The following is a 19,822-nucleotide window of genomic DNA, read 5'->3' on the forward strand; positions in this document are numbered from 1 at the left end:
GGAGTCATTTACCTTTGGTAATCACAGTCTTAGCTACATTAGTTACTATTTGCCCACCAACAGCGCCAGCTTGCTGTGATGTTTTACTACCACTACTCACTGATTGAGATACCATCACTCCGATCTGCATACCACTCCAGCCTATAGCCCCGAACCAAAAAGCGGGCAGCGCTAGAAACATTGATCCCAGAACCAGATTCATGATCCAGCCTTCTGAACCAATACTCATAAACCAGTTGTAGTAGCCTCGCCCCCCTGAATAGATGATCTCAATCAGTCGATCATCTAACCAGCCAGCCAATTCCCACCAGAACGTCACAAAGATCATTGCGAACATTGCCAAGGTTAGTGTGACGACCACTTTCGGATCATAAGCCCCCAAAAGCATCACTAAAGGGATGCAGATAACCATCGCCATAATCAATATACCGTGCACCATTGGGAGAGCTTGACGTAATGCATCAAATGCCGGTAGCTGCGTCACCTGGGCAGAGAACGTCCCCAATCCGCTGATCATTTGCTTTAATCCCGTATCAATATTTGCCTCTGTTCCTCTTTGACTTCCCGTCATATAGGTTTCACCACCGGCAGATATCAAGGTATTTTGGGGACTAACCAGCCAACGTAGTAGGTTTTCTTCCCAATGAGAGGGATCCCGCGCTTTCATCATATTGACCGTGCGATTGTCGAACGCAGTTAATAATCGTGCTTTTAACCCTGACTTGGGGGTGCTCCACCATTCTTTGCAGGTTGGGTATCCACCCTGCCCAACATCAGGATAGCCACTGTCTCGTTTGTTGTTGTATGGCCATTGTGAACGAGGCGAAATCGACGTGTAATAACCATAGTACCCAGTATTGGTTAAGAAGTAGCTTGAGCCAATCCAACCAACCGAGTTAATAGTTGCATCAGTAAGCTGGCCATTAGTGGACTTCAGTTTAAAGTATGCTTTCGAGTAACACTGAGTGGCAAACTCTTGTACCTCTTGCCGTATTACCGGATCAATAAGTTGAGTATGCTGAACCTCAAAACGCAACTGCCGTAGCTGGGTGCCACAGGGAATGGAGGCAATAGCTGCATGAGTAATCCCTTTAGACAGGTTATGAACCAAATACCACCACATAGGTACTTTAGCCACTTGCCCATTGAAGTCTGTGAGAAAACCACTGTATCCTGATTCATCCGGTCTGGGGACATTTATCCCGCATGTAGTTGAGCGCGTTCGGTCAAATTTCATGGTGGAAAGATCGACATCTTTAAATGGCATAGCACAGAACAGGATGACAACAAACGCCACATACACCACTTGCTCTATCCGGGGTAATGCCAATGTTCCCTTATTACCTTCATCATCACCTTCAGTGCGTACTTTCAGCCAGATACCTACAATCTTCAATACTAATGGCAAGGCAAACAACCCCGTGGATGTGAAAATTGTCCACAAGGCGCTATTGATAATCCATCCAAGAAAAACCAGAAAAAACTCAAGATAACTGTCTGCTGTCATCACATCCCCCAGCGATAACTGGTGAACTCAATCAGCAACAATAAGGATATCATCTGTACCTCTAGGCGATAGATTGCCATCGGAGCTGTCACTTGCTGTAATAATGTCTTACGAACACGATGAAACCACATTCCAGCAACAATGCCATAGATAGCCAAACGCCAGAGAAATAACGGAAGTTTGGCCTGCTGCAGCCACGAAAATAGAACAACTGTATTTCCCCAAAAATAACTGCTTAACCCTGTAATCACGCCCACCAGGAACAGTATTCCCATCACTTCCAAAATGGGTATTACAATTCTTCTCCAACGACGCGAGGTTGGTTTGTTCGGTTGCGATTTGCCTAGTCCTTTTATAATTATTCCTCCGTGGACTTGTTGAGTCCCTGAATAATAAGGTCATTTTTCTGAGTGTGTTGCCGTAAGCTGTTGTCTACATCTCTTGTCTCCTGACGCGTAACGGCTGCTAGAATTGAGTTATTGCTGATGTTTTTGCGTATCTCCATTTCATTCTTAAGAGCGGCTATTTCTCTATCAAGGAACGCCAATCGACGATCAGATTCATCCATTGCCAGTTTTTGCTCTGCAGCATGAGGCTCAGATTGACCCACAATCAGCATTCTTCGCATTGCCAATGCTGTCGATACGGTGTCGGCCATTGCCAGTTCTCCCGCTAAACGCTGTACCAGAGCACCGTTATCAGGATCATCTTTCAATGCCTGAATAACACCTCGACTGACCACGAGATCTCCCGAGTTTAATGTTGCCAAATTAGTCGTGCTTGGAGCTAAGTTGCCGTTAACCAGCTTGGCGAGAATAGTCAGATTTTCAGAAGTTAGACTCTCCAACATCGGGGAAAATCCCTTGCCCGGTGTTGAAGTGCCCGATTCATTCGCTAAGCCACCACCACTGCAATCCGTTCCCTGGACACAAGTCCGAATTGCACGGTCACCCAGAATATCAACCACGGCTTCGGCAGCTTCCTTACTGGTTTTATATTTTTGGCACAATGCGCCATTACAGGCCGACTTACTGATTGTGGCATTACTTGTAGCTGGTTGTTTATTCAGGATGTTATAACCGGCCTTTGCCAGATCGTAGGTTGGCTTGATCGCGGCTTGGCCATGCCCTCCTTTCTTCTGACCGCCAATCCATTTAACGCCCTCTTTGCCTGTAGCTTGTTTTTGCTGGTTATCCGCCCGTACCGCATCTGCGGTATTGGAAACAATATTCTGATACTCCTCACTAATCGCAGCCTGCGTCCATTTGTTACCAAACACATAATTCCCCATCTTTTTTGACATGGTTTGGCAGTTAAGCTGTGCCTTATCAAAAGCCACATTGGCCTGGAGCACTCCGTTCGTCAGCAGTTCGTACAAGCCAGGGTTAGCGCGTTGAATAATCATGGCTGGTAAACTTGCCACTGCGCCGGTGGCTCCATTTATTACGTTACTCATCATATTTTTGAAGCCAGCTGTGGCACCATTAAGTTGGTTTTTTACCGTCGTGCTCAAATCGAAATTGCCGCACATCAAGTCGTTGTTCCAACTGATACCTATGCCCATCTTCTCCATATTATTGCTACTCGGCGGTTGCGATATCACCGTACCACCGCCAATACTGTAAAATAGGTTGTCATTAACTGCGCCATTCATGGCTTTGCCATAGCCTGCATTGGTTCCTTCTACTGTTAAATCGAACGCAGCGCCAGCCGGATCAGCCAAGATCCAGATCATACAACTGGCTAACAATCCTTTTTTAAAGCAGTCCTGTTGTTTCATCGTATCGATATTCCCTTGTTGATTTAAAAATGAGAGCTGTAGAGAAATGTTTGTCCTCGTCTTTGGCAGCAAGAATAGGGCTGCCATAATGCCCAGGCATAATTGCCATCCTTAGCAATAGGATTACTACTATCGGGGAAAACAGCACAAGACGAGGTTATTGAGGGGGCTAATCGTTGCCACTTATGGTTTTTGGTACCCGTATTTTCAGTTACCGGATCAGGTGGCCAATATCCATTTCGTCGGCTGGATACCATTGGAGTATAAACATGTAGTTGGCCAGTACGGGTGATGATGTCTGCCGTACGCTGTGCGACAACAGCCGCCGCTTTATAATCATCAACTTGGGTAACAAATCCACTGCGGGGATAAACATTACTCCACATCTCTCCCCCAGTTGTGGAGCCAATTTCCCTAACTCCAGGGATAAGCGCTTCAGGATAGAGTAATTCAGGTAATCCACTACGCCATACCCAACCATCTAGAGTACTGAGAAAGTAAGGAACAAATGAGCTGGCTGAGCCAGCACAGGAGTAGCCCAACGAACCGAGAAAGTTATTAAATATTGGCGTTGCCAAGGCTGGATGCCCGATAGCATCTGCATTCTTGAACCGAAGATTAACACTACGTTCCCCACGTTTTTGCTCGTTATTACCGCCACCTTGAGCAATACCTGAAATTCCAGTTCCCAATATGGCAACTTCCGACCAGGGATTAGCCCCTGTTTGAGCATAACTGGAGATCACTACATTGGGTATGTAATGGGAGACTCTAACCGAGGAGCGGACAGTGCAACCCCATACGGTACAAAACAGCCAATAACAGATGCCAGAGATTCGATATTCAAGGCAACTGGGAGACAGTGAACTGGCAATAATCTGCACGGAATTAATCGCATGGGCAGTTAAAGGTTGAGCCGAACAACTGAGCAATAAAACGATAATTGAATGATTAGAAGGCTTCGGTATCTGGGGCATTATTTCCCCCTTTTGAAGTCATCAAACTGAGTTTTTGCTAACGCAACATCAGCGGTGCCATATACGACGTAGCGATCATCAAATACCACAGCAGGGTATTTTTCTAGCTTAAAGTTATATGCCTGAAGAACACCCTGATATGCCTGGATGATTTTTTGTTCTTTATGTTTCCAATCGGGTGACTGGAGTACTGCTTGGGCAGCCAGCTCAGCCTGATAAGGATCAGCCGGTAGCTTACCAAATGCCTCGTACTGAACAGTTTCTGGCGCATCCAGGAAAACTGCATGGCTATTAGGAATTAATACAGGGAAATGTTGGCTGTCGGTAAAGACTACAGTTCTGGCCTGTGCCTCAATAGCAAAAGTCAGTGTTAATAATAAAAAAGTGGAGAACCTCATGCTGTGCCCCTGCGTTGTATCAAAGTCACAGGGTGATCGAGATGAGTAAGCAAAACAGCAAACAACCAGAAATGGAGTTTTGAAAATTACTTTACAGGGTGATTTTCTAATCACTTTTGTTGGTCACTACTCATAAAGGAAACCGTAACAATGCAAAAGTATGTCGCTAAAGTGAAACTCAAATTCAAAGTATATGGTATCGGATTGATCTTGCTACTATTGGGTGGGACTGGTGTCCACTTCGATCACCCCTGTTACCTCTTATAAATCGATAAAAAAGCCTCTCACTGAGGTTTTTCATTTATTATTGAAAATTAACCCCATAATCTGATACTGATTTAAATCTTGTTTTAGTGTCTGCGGTAGACGTCTGATTTATATCAGATAACACGGTTGGCATCCTTGATATACTTTTGAAATTAATTTCAAAATCAATACCATTCTGATGGTTGTCGGGTATAAAATTATCAATTATAGTATCGATACCTGTATTAATGGTATTTTCAAATACTAATCTAATTAGATATTCAGAGTCCTTATCTAAAAAATAATTTCAAGAAAAATCCAGATCTAGGAGCTACTTCATTATAAACTAAGATAGAAACTTCTTGAAAAGGTAATGTTATTTCCATTGGAGCACTCGATATAAACTCTTTGCCATTAATAACATATAAATAGCAGTGATATATTATATCCTTTAAATTAATCATCATCAATTGCAATATCCACGTTCAACTCTTTAAAGGAGATATTGTATTTTAAACAATATTTAAAAATCACAATGCACAGATATCTAAGAATTAAAGTACCAAGGCTCCTCTTCGTTACGCTTCAGTTCCAAACTCTGATAGATATTTATATTTACAGTAAAATTCCACGGCCTCTGAAAAAGAAGTATGACCGACGAGTAGATTATTGTTATCTATAGATCTAGATATAGTGTAGTCAGCCGCATGATCCATCTCATGAACCAAAAGATCTGTAGATATAACTCTATTCTCATTATCCGGAGTGAATATAAATGATCTACATACCCATTCGAAACGCAAAAACTCTCAGAACTTTTCTGACCTTTTGTATTAAGTGAAGCCATTGAGTTCGACCTGAATTTACTTTTAACAGTTTTTCACTACAAGGCGAGGTTTAGTGAAATGTTCCTCAGAAATAGTGTTATGTAAAGATAAGGAATCGACAGAATGCAAAAATCCTAGAGATTTTTTAGTTAGATATATAGGTCGCACTAATCTGACCAACGCGTGAACTGAATTAATAACATTATTATTAATGTTATCGATTAACTCTTCTAACTCATTCTGAATTTCAGAAGTAATATATTCTTTTGAAAATCATTATCTCAGAGCTGTTGTGTAATTCAATTCAAGTTCATATGATTTTTTTCGTTTTTCGGCACCCATTTTTCCATCAACTATGAGAGTAAATAGAAGTTCGTCAAATATACTGTACTTCGTTCGTACATCAGTTTATTACCATTTCGGTAGAGAACTGCCTTACATAAAGATGGAATAAACTCTTAACCTTCTAAAAATATATTTTAAACGATTTAATATCGCCGTCTGGACTTATCACGAATTTGTTTCTGTAGAAAATTACACTATCGGCATCGTGCATAAAAATTTTATTTCATCCGGGCGAATCGCATCTCTTTAACTATGTCCAACTACAAGCACCCATTAACGGGGATGACCTGCTACCCGTAATCAATAACGCTTAGTTTGTAGAGCGACCGTTGTGACAAGACATTCTTAGTCGTGGTGATCTATGTCCGCTCCTCACAGCCGAAGCTGCTAGAAGTTTTATGGACAACTAAGTGACAGAAGTGGACATAACTAAAATAGGGAGCAGGTAGGTACTTACTATTCATTTGCCAGTGTGGTAATTTTTTGAAATGAAATTGACTGAAAAAAACCTTGATGTATCACTTCGGCATGGAGAGTGTAGTGACAGAGGAAATAAAACAGGGTCTTAGCACTACATTTAGCGGATTGTCTGCACCTACACCATGGCCGGGCGCTAATGCTCGGTTGCTTGGATTAGGTGTAGGACTACCTATCGCGCCTCTTGTTCGTCTGTCTCAATTTAGTGCCGCTGAATTTGAACGTTTCACTCTCGAATGGGCTTCTGATTACCTTGCAAGGCAGCAATATGTAAATGAAGTTCAGCAGCGTGGTGGTGCAGGGGATAAGGGACGGGACATAGTTGTTTGGCTTGACCCAACAAATGTTTCACCGCGGCGATGGCACCTGTACCAATGTAAACATTATGATACTAATTTAGGTCTTCCAAAGGCTGGTATCGAAATTGCAAAAGTCATTTATTATACTTTTATTAGTGACTACACAGCACCTGAAGAATACTACTTTGTTACACACAAAGGTGTAACGTCACCATTTCAAGACCTTCTCGACGACCCAGAAAAACTCAAGCAGGCGATTTTTTCAGGATGGACGTCTTATGCCAAAACGATTACAACAAAATATGAAATTCCCCTGACAATAGAACTTCAAAGTTATATTAAAAAATTTGATTTCAGTATTTTCCGTGCAAAGCAACCACATGAATTACTCGAAGAACATAGAAAGACTTCATTTCATCTTACGGTCTTTGGAGCACCTCTAATTGAACGTGACCCGCCCGAGGCTCCTCCATCAGCAGTTGACCCTATAGAGACCGCATATATTGAGCAACTGTACGCCGTCATTAGCCATGATATAGCAAACCCAGTTCGGACCTTCGCTGATTTTGAAAAGAGTATCAATCACGTAAAACTTTTCGAACGTTCTCGCATTACCTTTTATTGTGCGGAGGGATTGAAGGAACTTGCTAGAGATCAGATGGCTAATCAAACATTCTTTAATACCTTACTGGAGGAGTTCAATGATGGGTTGTACTACACATACACAGATCAGGAAGGGACACCGTCGGTCCGTTTGAAAAGTACCGTAAAGGCAGCTCAAACTTTACAGCTTGGTGCACATCCGCTTGCTGCTCACGTCACAAGTAAGGACCGTGAAGGTATGTGCCATCAATTAGCCAATAATAGGGTAATTGATTGGTGCAATCCATGATTGAAACATTAGAAATAAAGAGACACTTCGAAGATAGACCTTTCAATTCCCCTCTGGAGTATGGGTTCCGTGCGTTATTCATATTAAACGCAGCTGGTAACATGGCTATGGACCTACAAAGAATAGTTTCTTATGACTACCTTCTTGTACATACCAGCGATGTGCAAAATGGGCCTAAGAGTCTTCATCCGGCGGTTCCTCACAGGGGAGCTGAGCTACTTGTGAAACGTGGTTCAATTCAAGCAGGGCTTAATCTAATGCTATCGAGGGAATTGATCGAGGTGTTTTTTTCCCCTGATGGGATTCTATATCAGGCTTCCGAGCTGACTGGAAGATTTGTGCAGCTCCTAGAGTCTTCTTATGCAAGTGAACTTGCAGAACGTGCCTTGTGGGTGACGAAACAGTTTTGTCACTTTTCAAATGAAGAACTTGCTTCATTTATGACACAAAATGTAGGTCGATGGGGCTCTGAATTCGATCGATTGACTGCAATAGACTTATTGGATTTGTGAAAATGTTCCGGATAAGAAAAATACTTTTACGTGGAAATGGTGTTCAAGATGCTTATGTGGACTTCGATAAGGGTGCGAACATTCTGGCGGGGGAGTCCGATACCGGAAAGAGCTACCTTATCAGCTGTTTAGATTATATTCTTGGTGCAGAAAAACTTAAAAAAAAGCCTAAAGAGGCCGCTGCTTATACACACCTTTTCGTTGAGTTCGAAAATTCCAAAAATAAAGTGCTAACGCTAACTCGTGCACTGGATGGCGGAAAGCTAGCTGCTCATTATGTTCCAATTCACAGCATTGATGGAAAAGGAGAGTCGATAGCACCTGTCCGTAAAGGAAAGAGCACAGGACCTGATGTTACATCTATACTTTTCCCTTTCGCAGGAATTAAGGAGGCTAAGTTGCGTAAGAATGCACGTGGCGCAACGCAACGCCTTTCCATCCGTACGCTTGCCCCGCTATTTCTGATTGATGAAGTATCCATCATCGACGAATTCTCGCCAATAACTGGTCGCTCCGGTTACGATGATACCGCCCGAAAACGTATGTTCTCATATATTCTCACTGGCATAGATGATGATGGAATTGTTGCTGAAGAAAAAACTGAAATTGTAAGAGCGCGACTGCAAGCCAAGTTTGAGATTGTGCAAGAGATGATTCAACCGCTTGAAGAACGCTTTGGTGCCAAGTCGGATACTCCTCCGCTCGATCATGAATATGGTAATGAGCTTGATGATGTGATCGCAACATTGTCTGAAGAGGTAAAAAAAGCAACAACCAATATTTCCCGCTTACACGAGGAAATACAGGAAACAACAGCACTGAGTCTAAAAGCTGAATCTCAGTTACTGGGTGTGGCTGAAATCCAAATAAGATATAGCTTGCTCGAAGAGCGATACCATTCCGATCTGAAGCGGTTAGACTTTCTTGCGGAAGGAGCTCATTACTTTGAATCTCTCCAAGAGGTTCCTTGCTCTCTCTGTGGGCAGAATATAACTCTCGATCATTATCACAGCGAAAAAACGCAGACGCTATTGAATAGCGATAAAATTCGGCGTTCTGCAACAGCAGAAGCTGCAAAGATCCATGCGTACTTGGCAGATCTCCAAAAAGCAATTGGTAATCTTAATCAAAGAAAAGGAGAGTTAGAGCAAGAGAAGGACAATGCTCAGAACTTGCTTACGAATCTACGGAGAGATCTCACTCGTAACTTAACACCTTTGCTAGCTCACACCCTAGAGCACCTCGAAAAACTGCTTGAGTACCGCTCCGAGAGAGACGCCGAACTTACTGATTTCCAAAGGTGGGACGAACTGAATAAGCTCCAAATAGATATCCAAAAATCGCTTACCCAAGACAACCAACCAAAATTAGAATGGGAAGGACTGTCTTCTCAATCACTGACTAGCCTTTGTACAGAAATTGAATCAGTTTTAACCGACTGGAAATGGGGATCTAAACCTCGAGTTGCCTTCGATGAGAAAGAGTATGACATCATTGTTGACGGTCAACCCCGTCAGTCACACGGCAAGGGGATCCGCGCAATTCTTTATTCGGCCTTTATCATTGGGCTATTAAAGTACTGTATTAACAATGAATTACCGCACCCTGGGTTAGTAGTAATAGACTCACCTCTAACCAGTTACAAGAAGAAAGGGGCAGTAAAAGTATCTGGCTCAGACGAACCAATATCTGCAGGTGTCGAAACTGGATTCTGGCATTCATTGGCCCAATTACCGGAAACTTTACAAGTTATTATTATTGAAAACAAAGAACCGCCAACTTCAATTATGACAAAAGTGCATTACGAATGGTTTGCGGGAGAGTATGCCGAGTCTAAAGAGCGTTCTGCACTGATTTCAGGTGCCAGCTAACCTCCCGCAATTTCGTAATTGGGAGATCAATGTTTTTGAAAATTATTTTCAAAAAATTACGGGGGACAAGTAGCTGAATACAGCGTAGACAGCCTATGAAAATAAAAATACCAACATACGAAGATTATCAGAACCACAATGGCCTTAATTATCATCAGTTATGGAACTCAATTGGTGATGGGTGGGTTTGTCCTGGGTGTGGGCGCAATAAATTTCAGATCATGAAATGGACTCGAAGATTCCCGAATTCACCAAATTCTTTTATGGGTTGGGTTGCAGCCTTACATAAACACCATGATCACTCCATTGGCTTTTGTGAACCTGGCCAGACTCGATTCCCTGAAACATTGATATGTGGTCAGTGCAATTCCACAGATGGGGTTGTAAAGAGAAAGCTAAAGTTACCATCAAATTTCTCATTCTCTACACGAGAGATGAACACCTTCATTCGAGCTACACCGCACGGAAGACATGAAATAAATTACGACCTAGCTTTAGCTATATTCAACTTATTTGCGGCCAACTTGGGCCGTTAAATGCAATGAATAGTAAGGTTGGTTAATCAGTTTGTAGCAGACCAATCATCAACTTAATGGGCGATTTGATCAGTGAAGACAGAGGTAATTTCACATTAAAGATAAAAGAACAAATAGCTAGAGAGGATATGTATATTTGTTATTCACCTAATTGTTATCATACGTTGCTGACACTCCACTGGCCTGCTTTGTTTGATATTACCGGTGTCAGGCCAATGAAAATCAACGTGTTGTAAGATCTTATCCAGGATAAAGAACACCAGGAGCTTACCTTATCGAACAAGAAACTCCAACGCTGTTTGAAAGACGTCAGCTGGCGCCCAGTTTATCTGGATAAGGCATCTCTAGGTCAGAGTAGATTTGATATTCAAAATAATGCGTCATTAGAAGTCACTGAAAATTAATATCAGTACATCCGGACACGCCGACTTGATATAAAAATACGGACAGTTGACCACATCGCTAACTATTGCTGAATTTCATTTAAAGTAAGGGATATAAAAATGAGAACCGTACAGTATATTTTCAATATCATAACTGAACACATAACTAACATGTTGGTTATTTAATTTTTACATAAATAAGATATTCAAAGGAGAAAGGTTATGGTTAATTTCAAAATTATTGAAAAAGGTAAAAACATCCCCTCGGATGACATAAATACGGGATATCTTCGCATTGACAATTGGAACGATTATTCCTTTGTTACTATGTTTTTTCTCACTATTTTTGACCGCAAAGGAACAAAACATGAAATTGGAAATTTAAAAATTGGTTTTGAGGGACAAAAAGAAGAAGTTAGTACACATTCAACATTGGAAAAAATATTTACTAACCTAAAAGATGATTATTTCTCTTTGGGTGATAGCTTGGAGTACTACAAAAATTTAAATAATCTAGACTCTGAATTAAAAATGGATATTTTAACTTCATTAAAAGACATTATTATTAACACAAATAGATTGTCTGATATTGAAAATGAGAGTGTATTAAATACGTCCTTACTGCGAAGTGTTACTCTTTCTGATATTCATGGTCAGTTTTCAAGAGTATTAAATGGCTTAGATGAACTTTCAGATTTTGACTTTGATTTCAAAAGGCGAAGTATTGAAGGATTTAGCGACCTAGATATATCTTTTAAAGTAGAAGTTGACTCAATTCCAAGCACTAATATACATGCATTTATTGGCCGGAATGGATGCGGTAAGACCACTATATTGAATGGAATGATTGAAGCTATAACTGATCCAGCTAATGAACTTGTATATTTTACTGATAATGACAGATTCAGTGAATCTAGAATACCTAAAGGATATTTTCGTTCTCTGGTATCAGTATCTTTTAGCGCTTTTGACCCCTTTTCACCACCTCAAGACCAGCCAGACCCAGCCAAAGGGACACGATACTTTTATATTGGCTTAAAAAGTCCGGAAAACCCCCAAAGATTGAAATCACTTGAAGATCTCCGTTTGGAATTCGTTTCTGCATTAATTGGTTGCCTAAGGTCTGACAAAAAGAAAGAAATTTGGAGCAGCGCTATCAAAAAATTAAACAGTGATCAGAATTTTGCCAACATGGAGCTAAGTATACTGAATACAAGGTACGAAAAGCTCAAGGATAAGAAATCAAAAATTCAGGTAGATAGTGATAAATTCAGGGATTATCTATATGAAGATATCACTAAATATTTATCACGCATGAGTTCTGGGCATGCAATTGTATTATTTACTATAACAAGATTAGTCGATACTGTAGGCGAAAAATCGTTGGTATTACTTGATGAACCTGAAGGGCACCTTCATCCTCCATTACTGTCTGCATTTTTACGGACCTTGAGTGATTTACTGGATGCTCGGAACGGAGTTGCCATCATTGCAACTCACTCTCCTGTTGTCTTACAAGAGATTCCAAAGTCATGTGTATGGAAAGTAATTAGGTCTAGAGAGGCAATAAATATAATACGTCCAGAGATAGAAACATTCGGTGAAAACTTGGGAGTTTTGACGCGTGAAGTATTCTCTCTTGAGGTAGCTAACTCGGGATACCACTATTTACTATCGCAATCAGTCGAGTCAGGCCTCTCATATAAAAGAATACTTGCTAAATATAGCAATCAAATTGGGCTAGAGGGAAGGACAGTATTAAAAGCCATGGTCTTAAGTAGGGATGAAGGAAACATGAAATGAAAAAAATCCCTATTCATAAAAAGTCCTTTACAGAAATGTTGGAAAAATGCTCTGAAGGTATGGAACAAAGAAATGTGCGTAGAAATTTTAATAGTCTATTTACAACATTTTTACAAAAGGAACAGCAATATCAAGAGCTAAGTTCTGTAGGGAATTTATTTTTGTACCCCAAACTTGATCCACTGACAGGTTCCACAAGAGTAATTGGAAACTTGACTAAGACAAAACTTATTAATCTTTATGAAAATAATCTTAGAAATAAAGATAAGCCTGCAAGAGGCTATTATGATGATTTGCTTGTTTCATCTGGAGAAAGATGCCCATTCTGCGGTGATATAGGTCAAACCAAAAACCTTGATCATTTTTTACCGAAAGCACATTTTCCTGAGTTCTCAGTTATGCCATTGAATTTAGTCCCTTCCTGTCGTGACTGTAACATGGGAGAGAAGGGGCAAAATTATGCTATAGCAGAGAACAATCAAGCGATCCATCCTTTTATCGATAAAGATATATTCTTTCAAGTGCAATGGGTCTTTGCAGACTACATTCATGAGGATGACGGAGCTATAAGTTATTATGTGAATTGCCCTACTAATTGGCGACAAGAAGATAAAGATAGAGCTTTCAATCATTTTAATAACCTCAATCTTGCAAGTAGATATAGACTAGAAGCTGGAAAACACCTCAGTGAAGTAATAGATCAAAAAAATGCTTTTGAAAGAATGCTTCGTCGTCTTGTACCTACTGCAAATCTGGAGATGATAAAATCTGGATTTATTGAGTCTAACCTGCAGCCAATGATTGACTCAGACCAATTTGACAATCACTGGAAAAAGGTTATGTACCAGTGTTTAGCAAATTCAGATGAATTTTTTTAGGTTTAATAACGAGATGTGAGGCACTGCAGCGGCTGAATTTGATACCGAGCCTGAGTTAGCCCGCAATCTTGCAGTTGGAAATATACATAGATTGGCCTGTCAGGTAAAGTCGCCTGCAGGCCGTTAACAATAACCACAACGCCTTCTAAGTACATGTTTTTCATTCAATTTAATCATCTTTATCAATGTTTAGTGAGATTAAAGTTCAAACTATTCGAACAACACAACTAAATATACAATAACAATATAACAGCTACTATTATGAGTAGCCGTAAGACATAGGGTGGAGCTGTTTACCCTGATAGACTAGGGTCTAATTCACCGACATTGTATGCCCGCTGCTCGCTCATGGCTGACCCTTCGGCCTTTCCTGCGATAACTTGGTGCTGTGAGTTCAACTGGTCGATGCAACGCTATCCTTAAACGAGGAGCAGTTCAAGTCTAATGGGTAAAAAAAGGCCGGCATTAAAGCCGACCTCATTAGAGATAAAGTTACTTTCAGGCCAATTTAAAACCTATTGGATGCAGCCCAGTCAGTTGAGCTTAATCATCATCAGAGTCCAAATCAATGTCATCGTTATCGTCGTCTTCGTCGTCCTGATAGATGACACCTGATCCTCGGCACTTGAAGCACTCCTGTACTGCCGCCCCCTCTCCATAACAGGTATGACACTGCCCAAATGCGTTATCTTCCGTTGGGCCGTAACCGGTACCATTGCAATCACGGCAGTCGTATTCGACGTCACCGTCACCACGGCAAACAGGGCAAATAATCTCACTCATGATCATTGCTCCTCGCCTGCGTCTACTACATAACCAGGAGCATCGGCATACACTTGATCCACATAATGATACGGTTTATTTTCAATACAGTTTTGATACTTTTTCAACCATATATCAGCTTGGTAGTCATTCATTTCGGTACCAAAGCCTTCTGCATAATATTGAGATACTAGCTTCATCGCATTTTTGGACCCTAGCTCGGCGGCTTCTACCATAAATGTGAAGGCCAATTTGTAATCAGGATCGATACCTAGGCCTAATCGGTAACACTCAGACAGGAAACTAAACGCTTGATGGTATTTAAGCTTACAGGCCTTTAAAAAGCATGAATGGGCGTTCTGATAGTCCAGTACTTCAGCTTCCGGGGTTAGGTGGAGTTTACCAAGTATAACCAAGGCGAATGCATGGTCACGTTCTGCTGCCTTACGCAACCAATGCAAACTAAGTGTATAGTTTTTGTTAAGATTCAAATCGTCGCACAAAAATGCACCCAGCATAAACATAGAATTTATATGGCCCATGTCCGCAGCCTCTGCTAAATACTTGCAAGCTTTGTCAATATCACGTTTGGTACCATTCCCTGTTAATAAGCACCATCCTGCAAAGTGCAGACCTTCTTCATCACCCACCAATGCAGAAGCTGTAAAATAACCGAAGGCTTTATCCCAATCGCCTTTTACATGTCCCGCATTTTCACCAAGAACCTGTAGCGAACAGCCATCAAGACATTTTGCCCCCATATGTGCATAATGCAGTGCTTTATCTACATCCTTATCAACGCCGAAACCATGGAAGTACTGCTTAGCCACGCATCCCATAGATGTGTGATTACCAGCCTCCGCTGCACGTAAATGGTATGCAAAGCTGAGGGCAACATCAGTTTCTAGCTTTCCTTTATATTCGTATAAGGCACCCAGTGCATGAAGTGCTTGATTATGGTTAGAGGCAGCTGCCATCTCGTAATGATGTTTTGCCATAATGAGATCCTCATCCACCCCCTCGCCTGTTGCGTAAATACGCCCCAGCTCCGCATGAGCATCAGCATTGCCTTTTGAAGCAGCAGAATGAAGCATACTTAGCCCCTGCTGATATTGGTTATCGTCCATCAACCATAAGGCATATGGGTGAACGGCTTCCGGGTCGTTATCCAAGGCTCTTTCTTTAAGGTGCTGAAAACCCTCATTGCGTCCCTTTGTATCGCTAACAAACTCTTCACCTAGCACAGCAACAAACCAACGACGATCAAATTTGTTTTTCGGGTCAATATCCCATTTACCTTTGCCATCAGGGAGAATGATCGGTTCGACAAGCCCCAAGACATCAGTAAATGGCACTTCGGATTTAACTCGATACAATTGGTCCTGCCATAGAGCTTTACGCTCAGGGCTTGTGAACTTTATCTTCTTAGGCCAAATCAGTTGAATGGGGCTACGTGTTATTACAAATCCTCTGTTCTCAAGATCAGAGAGAAACGATACGAGGCCTTCAACATTAATCGGCATAGTATCGAGTGAAAGGAGAGCTTTGAAGTTTTCATAGCCCATATGTTTAGCGAACAAGTCGCCGCATACATGGTGTGTAAGAAATGGCCGTTCAATGGGCTGAGACGATTTAGTGTCGTGGTAGAAGGTATTGAAAAAATCGCTGAGGTGGCGTGCTACTAAAAGTGCCATATAAACTCCAATAAAATTAGAAATGACTTATGTCATTGATGTGGATAACATTTTATTGGGATGTTTGTTGCCAGCGGCATATTGCCTAAGGCGCAGTCCATAATGAAGTCTAGTAGATAGTCGAAGTCATCATCTGCGGGAGCTAATATAATGGACTTTAACGCCCATGTAAACGAATCAAATCCCAACAACCCCAATCCGTGTGAAACATTCATCGGCTTGAATGATGGTTTCTTGAGAACATAGGCTTACAGAAAAGTATAAACATGTGAAGATGCACTTCACCTCATACCTTTCAATTTTAGCAGTCATACATACCTAATTATCTTCGATGCTAAATTTAGTAACTTGTAAGTATCCCCGCAATAAGTCCTTTTTAATCCCCAGCATATCTGTAATGCCTGGTTTTAATAACACGTTAGCTAGCACCAATGATTCCCCGAGCGATATCTAACTTTTTAGCAACTAACTTGGCGGCTTCAAGTTCACTGATACCATGTTCAGTCATGAGTGCCTTACGGGCGGCCTTCTCTTCTTTTTCTGTCATTCCTAAGGCCAGGAATAGACTGGGTGGAACAGCACGAAATAATGCTTCGATGCGATTGGCTAATACGACGCCTTCGGTATAACAATGCTGGGCTTTTGTCGCCGATAGCAACATAGCTTTCTGTTCTATTGTCAGCTTCTTAAATCGCGCTATTTCCTCTACTTCTTCTGGTGGCATGACCAGACATAACCACCACTCGATCATATTCAGCATCTTTTTTGATGTGGCCGGAAAGTCTTCAAGATTCTGTGTGGCCAACCATAACCAGGCACCGAGTTTGCGCCACATTTTGACTATTTTGACCACGAACGGTGCTAACAGTGGATTGGTAGTGATCATGTGTGCTTCATCAGTGGCAAACACAATCTCTCGGTCAAGAAATTGATCACGTTCAGCAATGTTATTAATGGTATTGACCAGAGAGGTATAAGCAACAGCCAGAGGTGCTTCATAGCCCTCACGGGCTAGCGTACCTAAATCAATTAAAGTTACATCGGCCTCGGGCCAGTTTTGCCCTGGTCGATTAAATAGTTCGCCCAGAAATCCCTGCATAAATACATTCAGTGATTCTCCCATATTATAAGCTCTAGACCTGCGGGTTTCCGGCCTGCTCTCATCATAGGAAAAGGTAAAGAGTACTGTCTGTAGATCTTGGGTGATCATTTGGCGTTTTTCGTTAAATGCGGTTGTTGCTGCAACCAGAATCGCCTCACGCATCATGCCCCGATCAGCTCGTTCTAATTTGGCTTCTTCTTTTTCTTCTCCTCCGGTAATCATCAGCCGTGCAACAATCTCCAGCTCCCCCAGAATGTCTCGCTCATCATCATTGTCATCATTGTCATCCATTTCAATACGATCACTCAGTTCCGCTTCATCGCCCAGCTTTACATTAGCTTCAATCAAACGATGTGAGTCAGCAAACGGAGCCAGAGAGATGTTACAGCCTGGCTTGATACTGACTTTATTGACGGTCAATTCGAGTTCAGCGGCATGATCTGCAAACAAACCAAAACTATTGCCCGCCTCTGCAATAAATAAGCGAGGACGATGTACAGCCATGAGTTGAGCAAACAAGCTGTTTAGTGTCGCGGATTTACCTGATCCGGTTGGGCCAAATAACACCATATGGGCATTTTTTGTCCTATCAGCGCTATTCAGTGGGTCAAAGGTCAGTGGTGCGCCCCCTCGGTTAAAAAAGGTGAAACCGGGATGACCAGTACCAGTATCACGCCCAAAGACGGGTAGCAGATTTGCCATATGCTGGACAAACGTCAGTCGGGTATACCAATGTTTTTTATCAAGCATTGGGTTGAAGCACATTGGCAATGCCCGTAAGTAACTGTTGAGTGGCGCAACATCATATTCCTGCTTTACTGGCTGAAGACCTGCATTCAGCAGTATTGCCGTCAGAGCACGTTGACGGGTATCGAGCGTTTTTAGAGTCGGGGCAGTGAGGAAAAAAGTCATACTGGATCGGTATAATTTATGTCGCTCACCCAAATAGCGTTTGGCTATCTCCGCATCCTCACGCACCCGTTCAGACTCAGTATTTTCACCAATAGCATTCTTCGCCAGATGATTAAATCGCTCTTCCAGGACATCTTGCGGTTGTACCACCAGCGTTAATGAAATGATGGTTCCCTCGGGTAGCAAGTCCATCAGAGCGTTGATGTTCTCACCTTTCCGTGTCTCACCGGTTAAATGCCCTATCGTAGGCGCACGGCGCAGCCGGTCAACTGTAACCGCTCGGTGCGGTTGCTCATCAAACCACCACACGCCATTTCTCACATCCGAACGGGGAGGAGTAAACAGTAAGGTCTCACTGAAATCATTCTCGACAGGCAATGCCCCCTCTTCGGTATCACTGTGTACAGCGACACGATACAACGTCTCTTTTTCAATCCAGTCTGGTTGAGGATTAAACCAGCGAAGCAGCCAGGTATGGATCTGTTCACCCTTCTGACGCACTGCAATTATTCCGGCACTAGCCAGTGCTGATGACAACCTTTCGCAAACTTGATTCAGAGTCACAATTGGCGAGTAGGGTTCGCGGACGGTTGAGTTCACATAACGATAGACTATCATTCGGGTACGTCGGCATTGACCGCGCCACGGTGCCCCCGTAATTGCTTTATCAATAAATAGTCCTTTAGGAAGCGCAATTCCCCGCATGTGCCTTTCCATTTCTTGCAAATAGGCATCAGTAAATGCAGTACCTTGCGCCCAAGGCTTGACGTAATGACGGAGATGATCGAGATACTCAGTGGTATCTGTTTCATCCTGACAGAAAAACTGAATTACCCAAGGGTATGAATCGTTTTCTTCAAAGCTGTCTTGTAATGCATCTTCAACAATATCTCGGATCTCCTCCAGACGTTCAGCAGTTCGCCCCTCAGTGCCTACCGGTACAACGTCAAATACCGCACCAACAGACAGACCATCATCAAACAATATACTCTGGCTTGCGGGTAAGTATTCAACCCAAGGTAGGTAATCAACAAATGATGGATTCGTCGGATACAGTGCTTGTTGATCCGCGGCCGTTAATTTACCGCTCTTGATGATGGGATCTCGGGAGAGAACGGAACTATCTCGTTCTTTTGAACCGTTGTATTTAATATGCAATAACTCCTGCTTACGGATTTTTTCCTTATTAAACAATGTGGTCATTACAATGCCTCCGTCCGCTCATCCGGTAAGGCGTACTGCACACGGCTATAAAATGGAAAAACCGAACTGTAACCAGGAACCGGTACAGACTCGCTGCCAGACATATGGGGATAGATGTAAATGACCATGTCGGGATTAGGTAAACGGGGAAAAAGTTGCTGAATTTCGTTTTTGGCAGTACGACTATAACCGTCGTTTATTAATGGGTTAGCTTCGTCATTCTGCTCAGTGAGTTGACGTTTTAGTGTTGATCTCGCTTCCGTAACTGTTCGCTGAGAGGTCGCTTTGTGCTGCCATAAATCCAGCATGGTTGAGTCACCGGCTGGCAATAGTTTTTCTTTCGAACTACTGCAGCCTGAAAGCAATACCGCAGTAAATGCAATTGCCAGTATTTTCAACATTCGGTTCATAGATTTTC

14 protein-coding genes are annotated in these 19,822 nt (G+C 42.1%); 5 read left to right on the plus strand and 9 right to left on the minus strand.

The window, feature by feature from the left end:
- Window positions 1-4: 4 nt before the first annotated feature.
- The 5 genes from OP863_RS16120 to OP863_RS16140 form a co-directional block, all read right to left on the minus strand.
- Complete coding sequence (locus OP863_RS16120; RefSeq protein WP_265525550.1) at window positions 5-1,507, minus strand: conjugal transfer protein TraG N-terminal domain-containing protein; 1,503 nt, start codon at window positions 1,505-1,507, stop codon at window positions 5-7.
- The gene (locus OP863_RS16125) at window positions 1,507-1,782 is read right to left on the minus strand and encodes a hypothetical protein (RefSeq protein WP_265525551.1); all 276 of its coding nucleotides are present in this window, start codon (window positions 1,780-1,782) and stop codon (window positions 1,507-1,509) included. Before OP863_RS16125 ends, OP863_RS16120 begins: the two co-directional genes overlap by 1 nt.
- Window positions 1,783-1,865: 83 nt before the next feature.
- Window positions 1,866-3,287, minus strand: coding sequence for an integrating conjugative element protein (locus OP863_RS16130; protein WP_265525552.1), 1,422 nt, complete (start codon window positions 3,285-3,287; stop codon window positions 1,866-1,868).
- Window positions 3,288-3,310: 23 nt separating this feature from the next.
- Entirely contained in the window at window positions 3,311-4,264 is a 954-nt protein-coding gene (locus OP863_RS16135; RefSeq protein WP_265525553.1) for a TIGR03756 family integrating conjugative element protein, read from the minus strand.
- Window positions 4,264-4,662 (minus strand): TIGR03757 family integrating conjugative element protein, encoded by a 399-nt coding sequence (locus tag OP863_RS16140; RefSeq protein ID WP_265525554.1) that lies wholly within the window; start codon window positions 4,660-4,662, stop codon window positions 4,264-4,266. Before OP863_RS16140 ends, OP863_RS16135 begins: the two co-directional genes overlap by 1 nt.
- 1,958 nt (window positions 4,663-6,620) lie before the next feature.
- Here OP863_RS16140 and OP863_RS16145 point away from each other — a divergent pair.
- The 5 genes from OP863_RS16145 (at window position 6,621) to OP863_RS16165 (ending at window position 13,731) form a co-directional block, all read left to right on the plus strand.
- Complete coding sequence (locus OP863_RS16145) at window positions 6,621-7,748, plus strand: ABC-three component system protein (RefSeq protein WP_265525555.1); 1,128 nt, start codon at window positions 6,621-6,623, stop codon at window positions 7,746-7,748.
- Complete coding sequence (locus tag OP863_RS16150; RefSeq protein ID WP_265525556.1) at window positions 7,745-8,260, plus strand: ABC-three component system middle component 2; 516 nt, start codon at window positions 7,745-7,747, stop codon at window positions 8,258-8,260. Before OP863_RS16145 ends, OP863_RS16150 begins: the two co-directional genes overlap by 4 nt.
- Before the next feature lie 2 nt (window positions 8,261-8,262).
- Complete coding sequence (locus OP863_RS16155; protein ID WP_265525557.1) at window positions 8,263-10,131, plus strand: hypothetical protein; 1,869 nt, start codon at window positions 8,263-8,265, stop codon at window positions 10,129-10,131.
- A gap of 1,141 nt (window positions 10,132-11,272) precedes the next feature.
- Window positions 11,273-12,853 carry an AAA family ATPase gene (locus OP863_RS16160; RefSeq protein ID WP_265525558.1) on the plus strand — a complete coding sequence of 527 codons (1,581 nt, stop codon included), beginning with the start codon at window positions 11,273-11,275 and terminating at the stop codon, window positions 12,851-12,853.
- Window positions 12,850-13,731 carry an HNH endonuclease gene (locus tag OP863_RS16165; protein ID WP_265525559.1) on the plus strand — a complete coding sequence of 294 codons (882 nt, stop codon included), beginning with the start codon at window positions 12,850-12,852 and terminating at the stop codon, window positions 13,729-13,731. Before OP863_RS16160 ends, OP863_RS16165 begins: the two co-directional genes overlap by 4 nt.
- A 543-nt stretch (window positions 13,732-14,274) precedes the next feature.
- Here OP863_RS16165 and OP863_RS16170 read toward each other — a convergent pair.
- From OP863_RS16170 to OP863_RS16185, 4 genes are all read right to left on the minus strand, one after another.
- Complete coding sequence (locus tag OP863_RS16170) at window positions 14,275-14,514, minus strand: molecular chaperone DnaJ (protein ID WP_265525560.1); 240 nt, start codon at window positions 14,512-14,514, stop codon at window positions 14,275-14,277.
- 2 nt (window positions 14,515-14,516) lie between these two features.
- Complete coding sequence (locus OP863_RS16175) at window positions 14,517-16,187, minus strand: tetratricopeptide repeat protein (RefSeq protein ID WP_265525561.1); 1,671 nt, start codon at window positions 16,185-16,187, stop codon at window positions 14,517-14,519.
- Between the two features lie 418 nt (window positions 16,188-16,605).
- Window positions 16,606-19,404: a conjugative transfer ATPase gene (locus tag OP863_RS16180; protein ID WP_265525562.1), complete on the minus strand. Its 2,799-nt coding sequence runs from the start codon at window positions 19,402-19,404 to the stop codon at window positions 16,606-16,608.
- Window positions 19,404-19,814 (minus strand): TIGR03751 family conjugal transfer lipoprotein, encoded by a 411-nt coding sequence (locus OP863_RS16185; RefSeq protein ID WP_265525563.1) that lies wholly within the window; start codon window positions 19,812-19,814, stop codon window positions 19,404-19,406. Before OP863_RS16185 ends, OP863_RS16180 begins: the two co-directional genes overlap by 1 nt.
- Window positions 19,815-19,822 lie beyond the last annotated feature (8 nt).

This window comes from Yersinia sp. SCPM-O-B-9106 (C-191), from assembly GCF_026183365.1.
GTDB lineage: Bacteria > Pseudomonadota > Gammaproteobacteria > Enterobacterales > Enterobacteriaceae > Yersinia > Yersinia rochesterensis.

Excerpts from the sequence above, each read along its gene's own strand:
- OP863_RS16125 (WP_265525551.1), bottom strand. The coding sequence starts at position 1,782 with ATGGGAATACTGTTCCTGGTGGGCGTGATTACAGGGTTAAGCAGTTAT.
- OP863_RS16140 (WP_265525554.1), bottom strand. The coding sequence starts at position 4,662 with ATGAGGTTCTCCACTTTTTTATTATTAACACTGACTTTTGCTATTGAG.
- OP863_RS16185 (WP_265525563.1), bottom strand. The coding sequence starts at position 19,814 with ATGAACCGAATGTTGAAAATACTGGCAATTGCATTTACTGCGGTATTG.
- OP863_RS16165 (WP_265525559.1), top strand. The coding sequence starts at position 12,850 with ATGAAAAAAATCCCTATTCATAAAAAGTCCTTTACAGAAATGTTGGAA.
- OP863_RS16130 (WP_265525552.1), bottom strand. The coding sequence starts at position 3,287 with ATGAAACAACAGGACTGCTTTAAAAAAGGATTGTTAGCCAGTTGTATG.
- OP863_RS16170 (WP_265525560.1), bottom strand. The coding sequence starts at position 14,514 with ATGAGTGAGATTATTTGCCCTGTTTGCCGTGGTGACGGTGACGTCGAA.
- OP863_RS16135 (WP_265525553.1), bottom strand. The coding sequence starts at position 4,264 with ATGCCCCAGATACCGAAGCCTTCTAATCATTCAATTATCGTTTTATTG.
- OP863_RS16150 (WP_265525556.1), top strand. The coding sequence starts at position 7,745 with ATGATTGAAACATTAGAAATAAAGAGACACTTCGAAGATAGACCTTTC.
- OP863_RS16120 (WP_265525550.1), bottom strand. The coding sequence starts at position 1,507 with ATGACAGCAGACAGTTATCTTGAGTTTTTTCTGGTTTTTCTTGGATGG.
- OP863_RS16180 (WP_265525562.1), bottom strand. The coding sequence starts at position 19,404 with ATGACCACATTGTTTAATAAGGAAAAAATCCGTAAGCAGGAGTTATTG.
- OP863_RS16160 (WP_265525558.1), top strand. The coding sequence starts at position 11,273 with ATGGTTAATTTCAAAATTATTGAAAAAGGTAAAAACATCCCCTCGGAT.
- OP863_RS16155 (WP_265525557.1), top strand. The coding sequence starts at position 8,263 with ATGTTCCGGATAAGAAAAATACTTTTACGTGGAAATGGTGTTCAAGAT.
- OP863_RS16175 (WP_265525561.1), bottom strand. The coding sequence starts at position 16,187 with ATGGCACTTTTAGTAGCACGCCACCTCAGCGATTTTTTCAATACCTTC.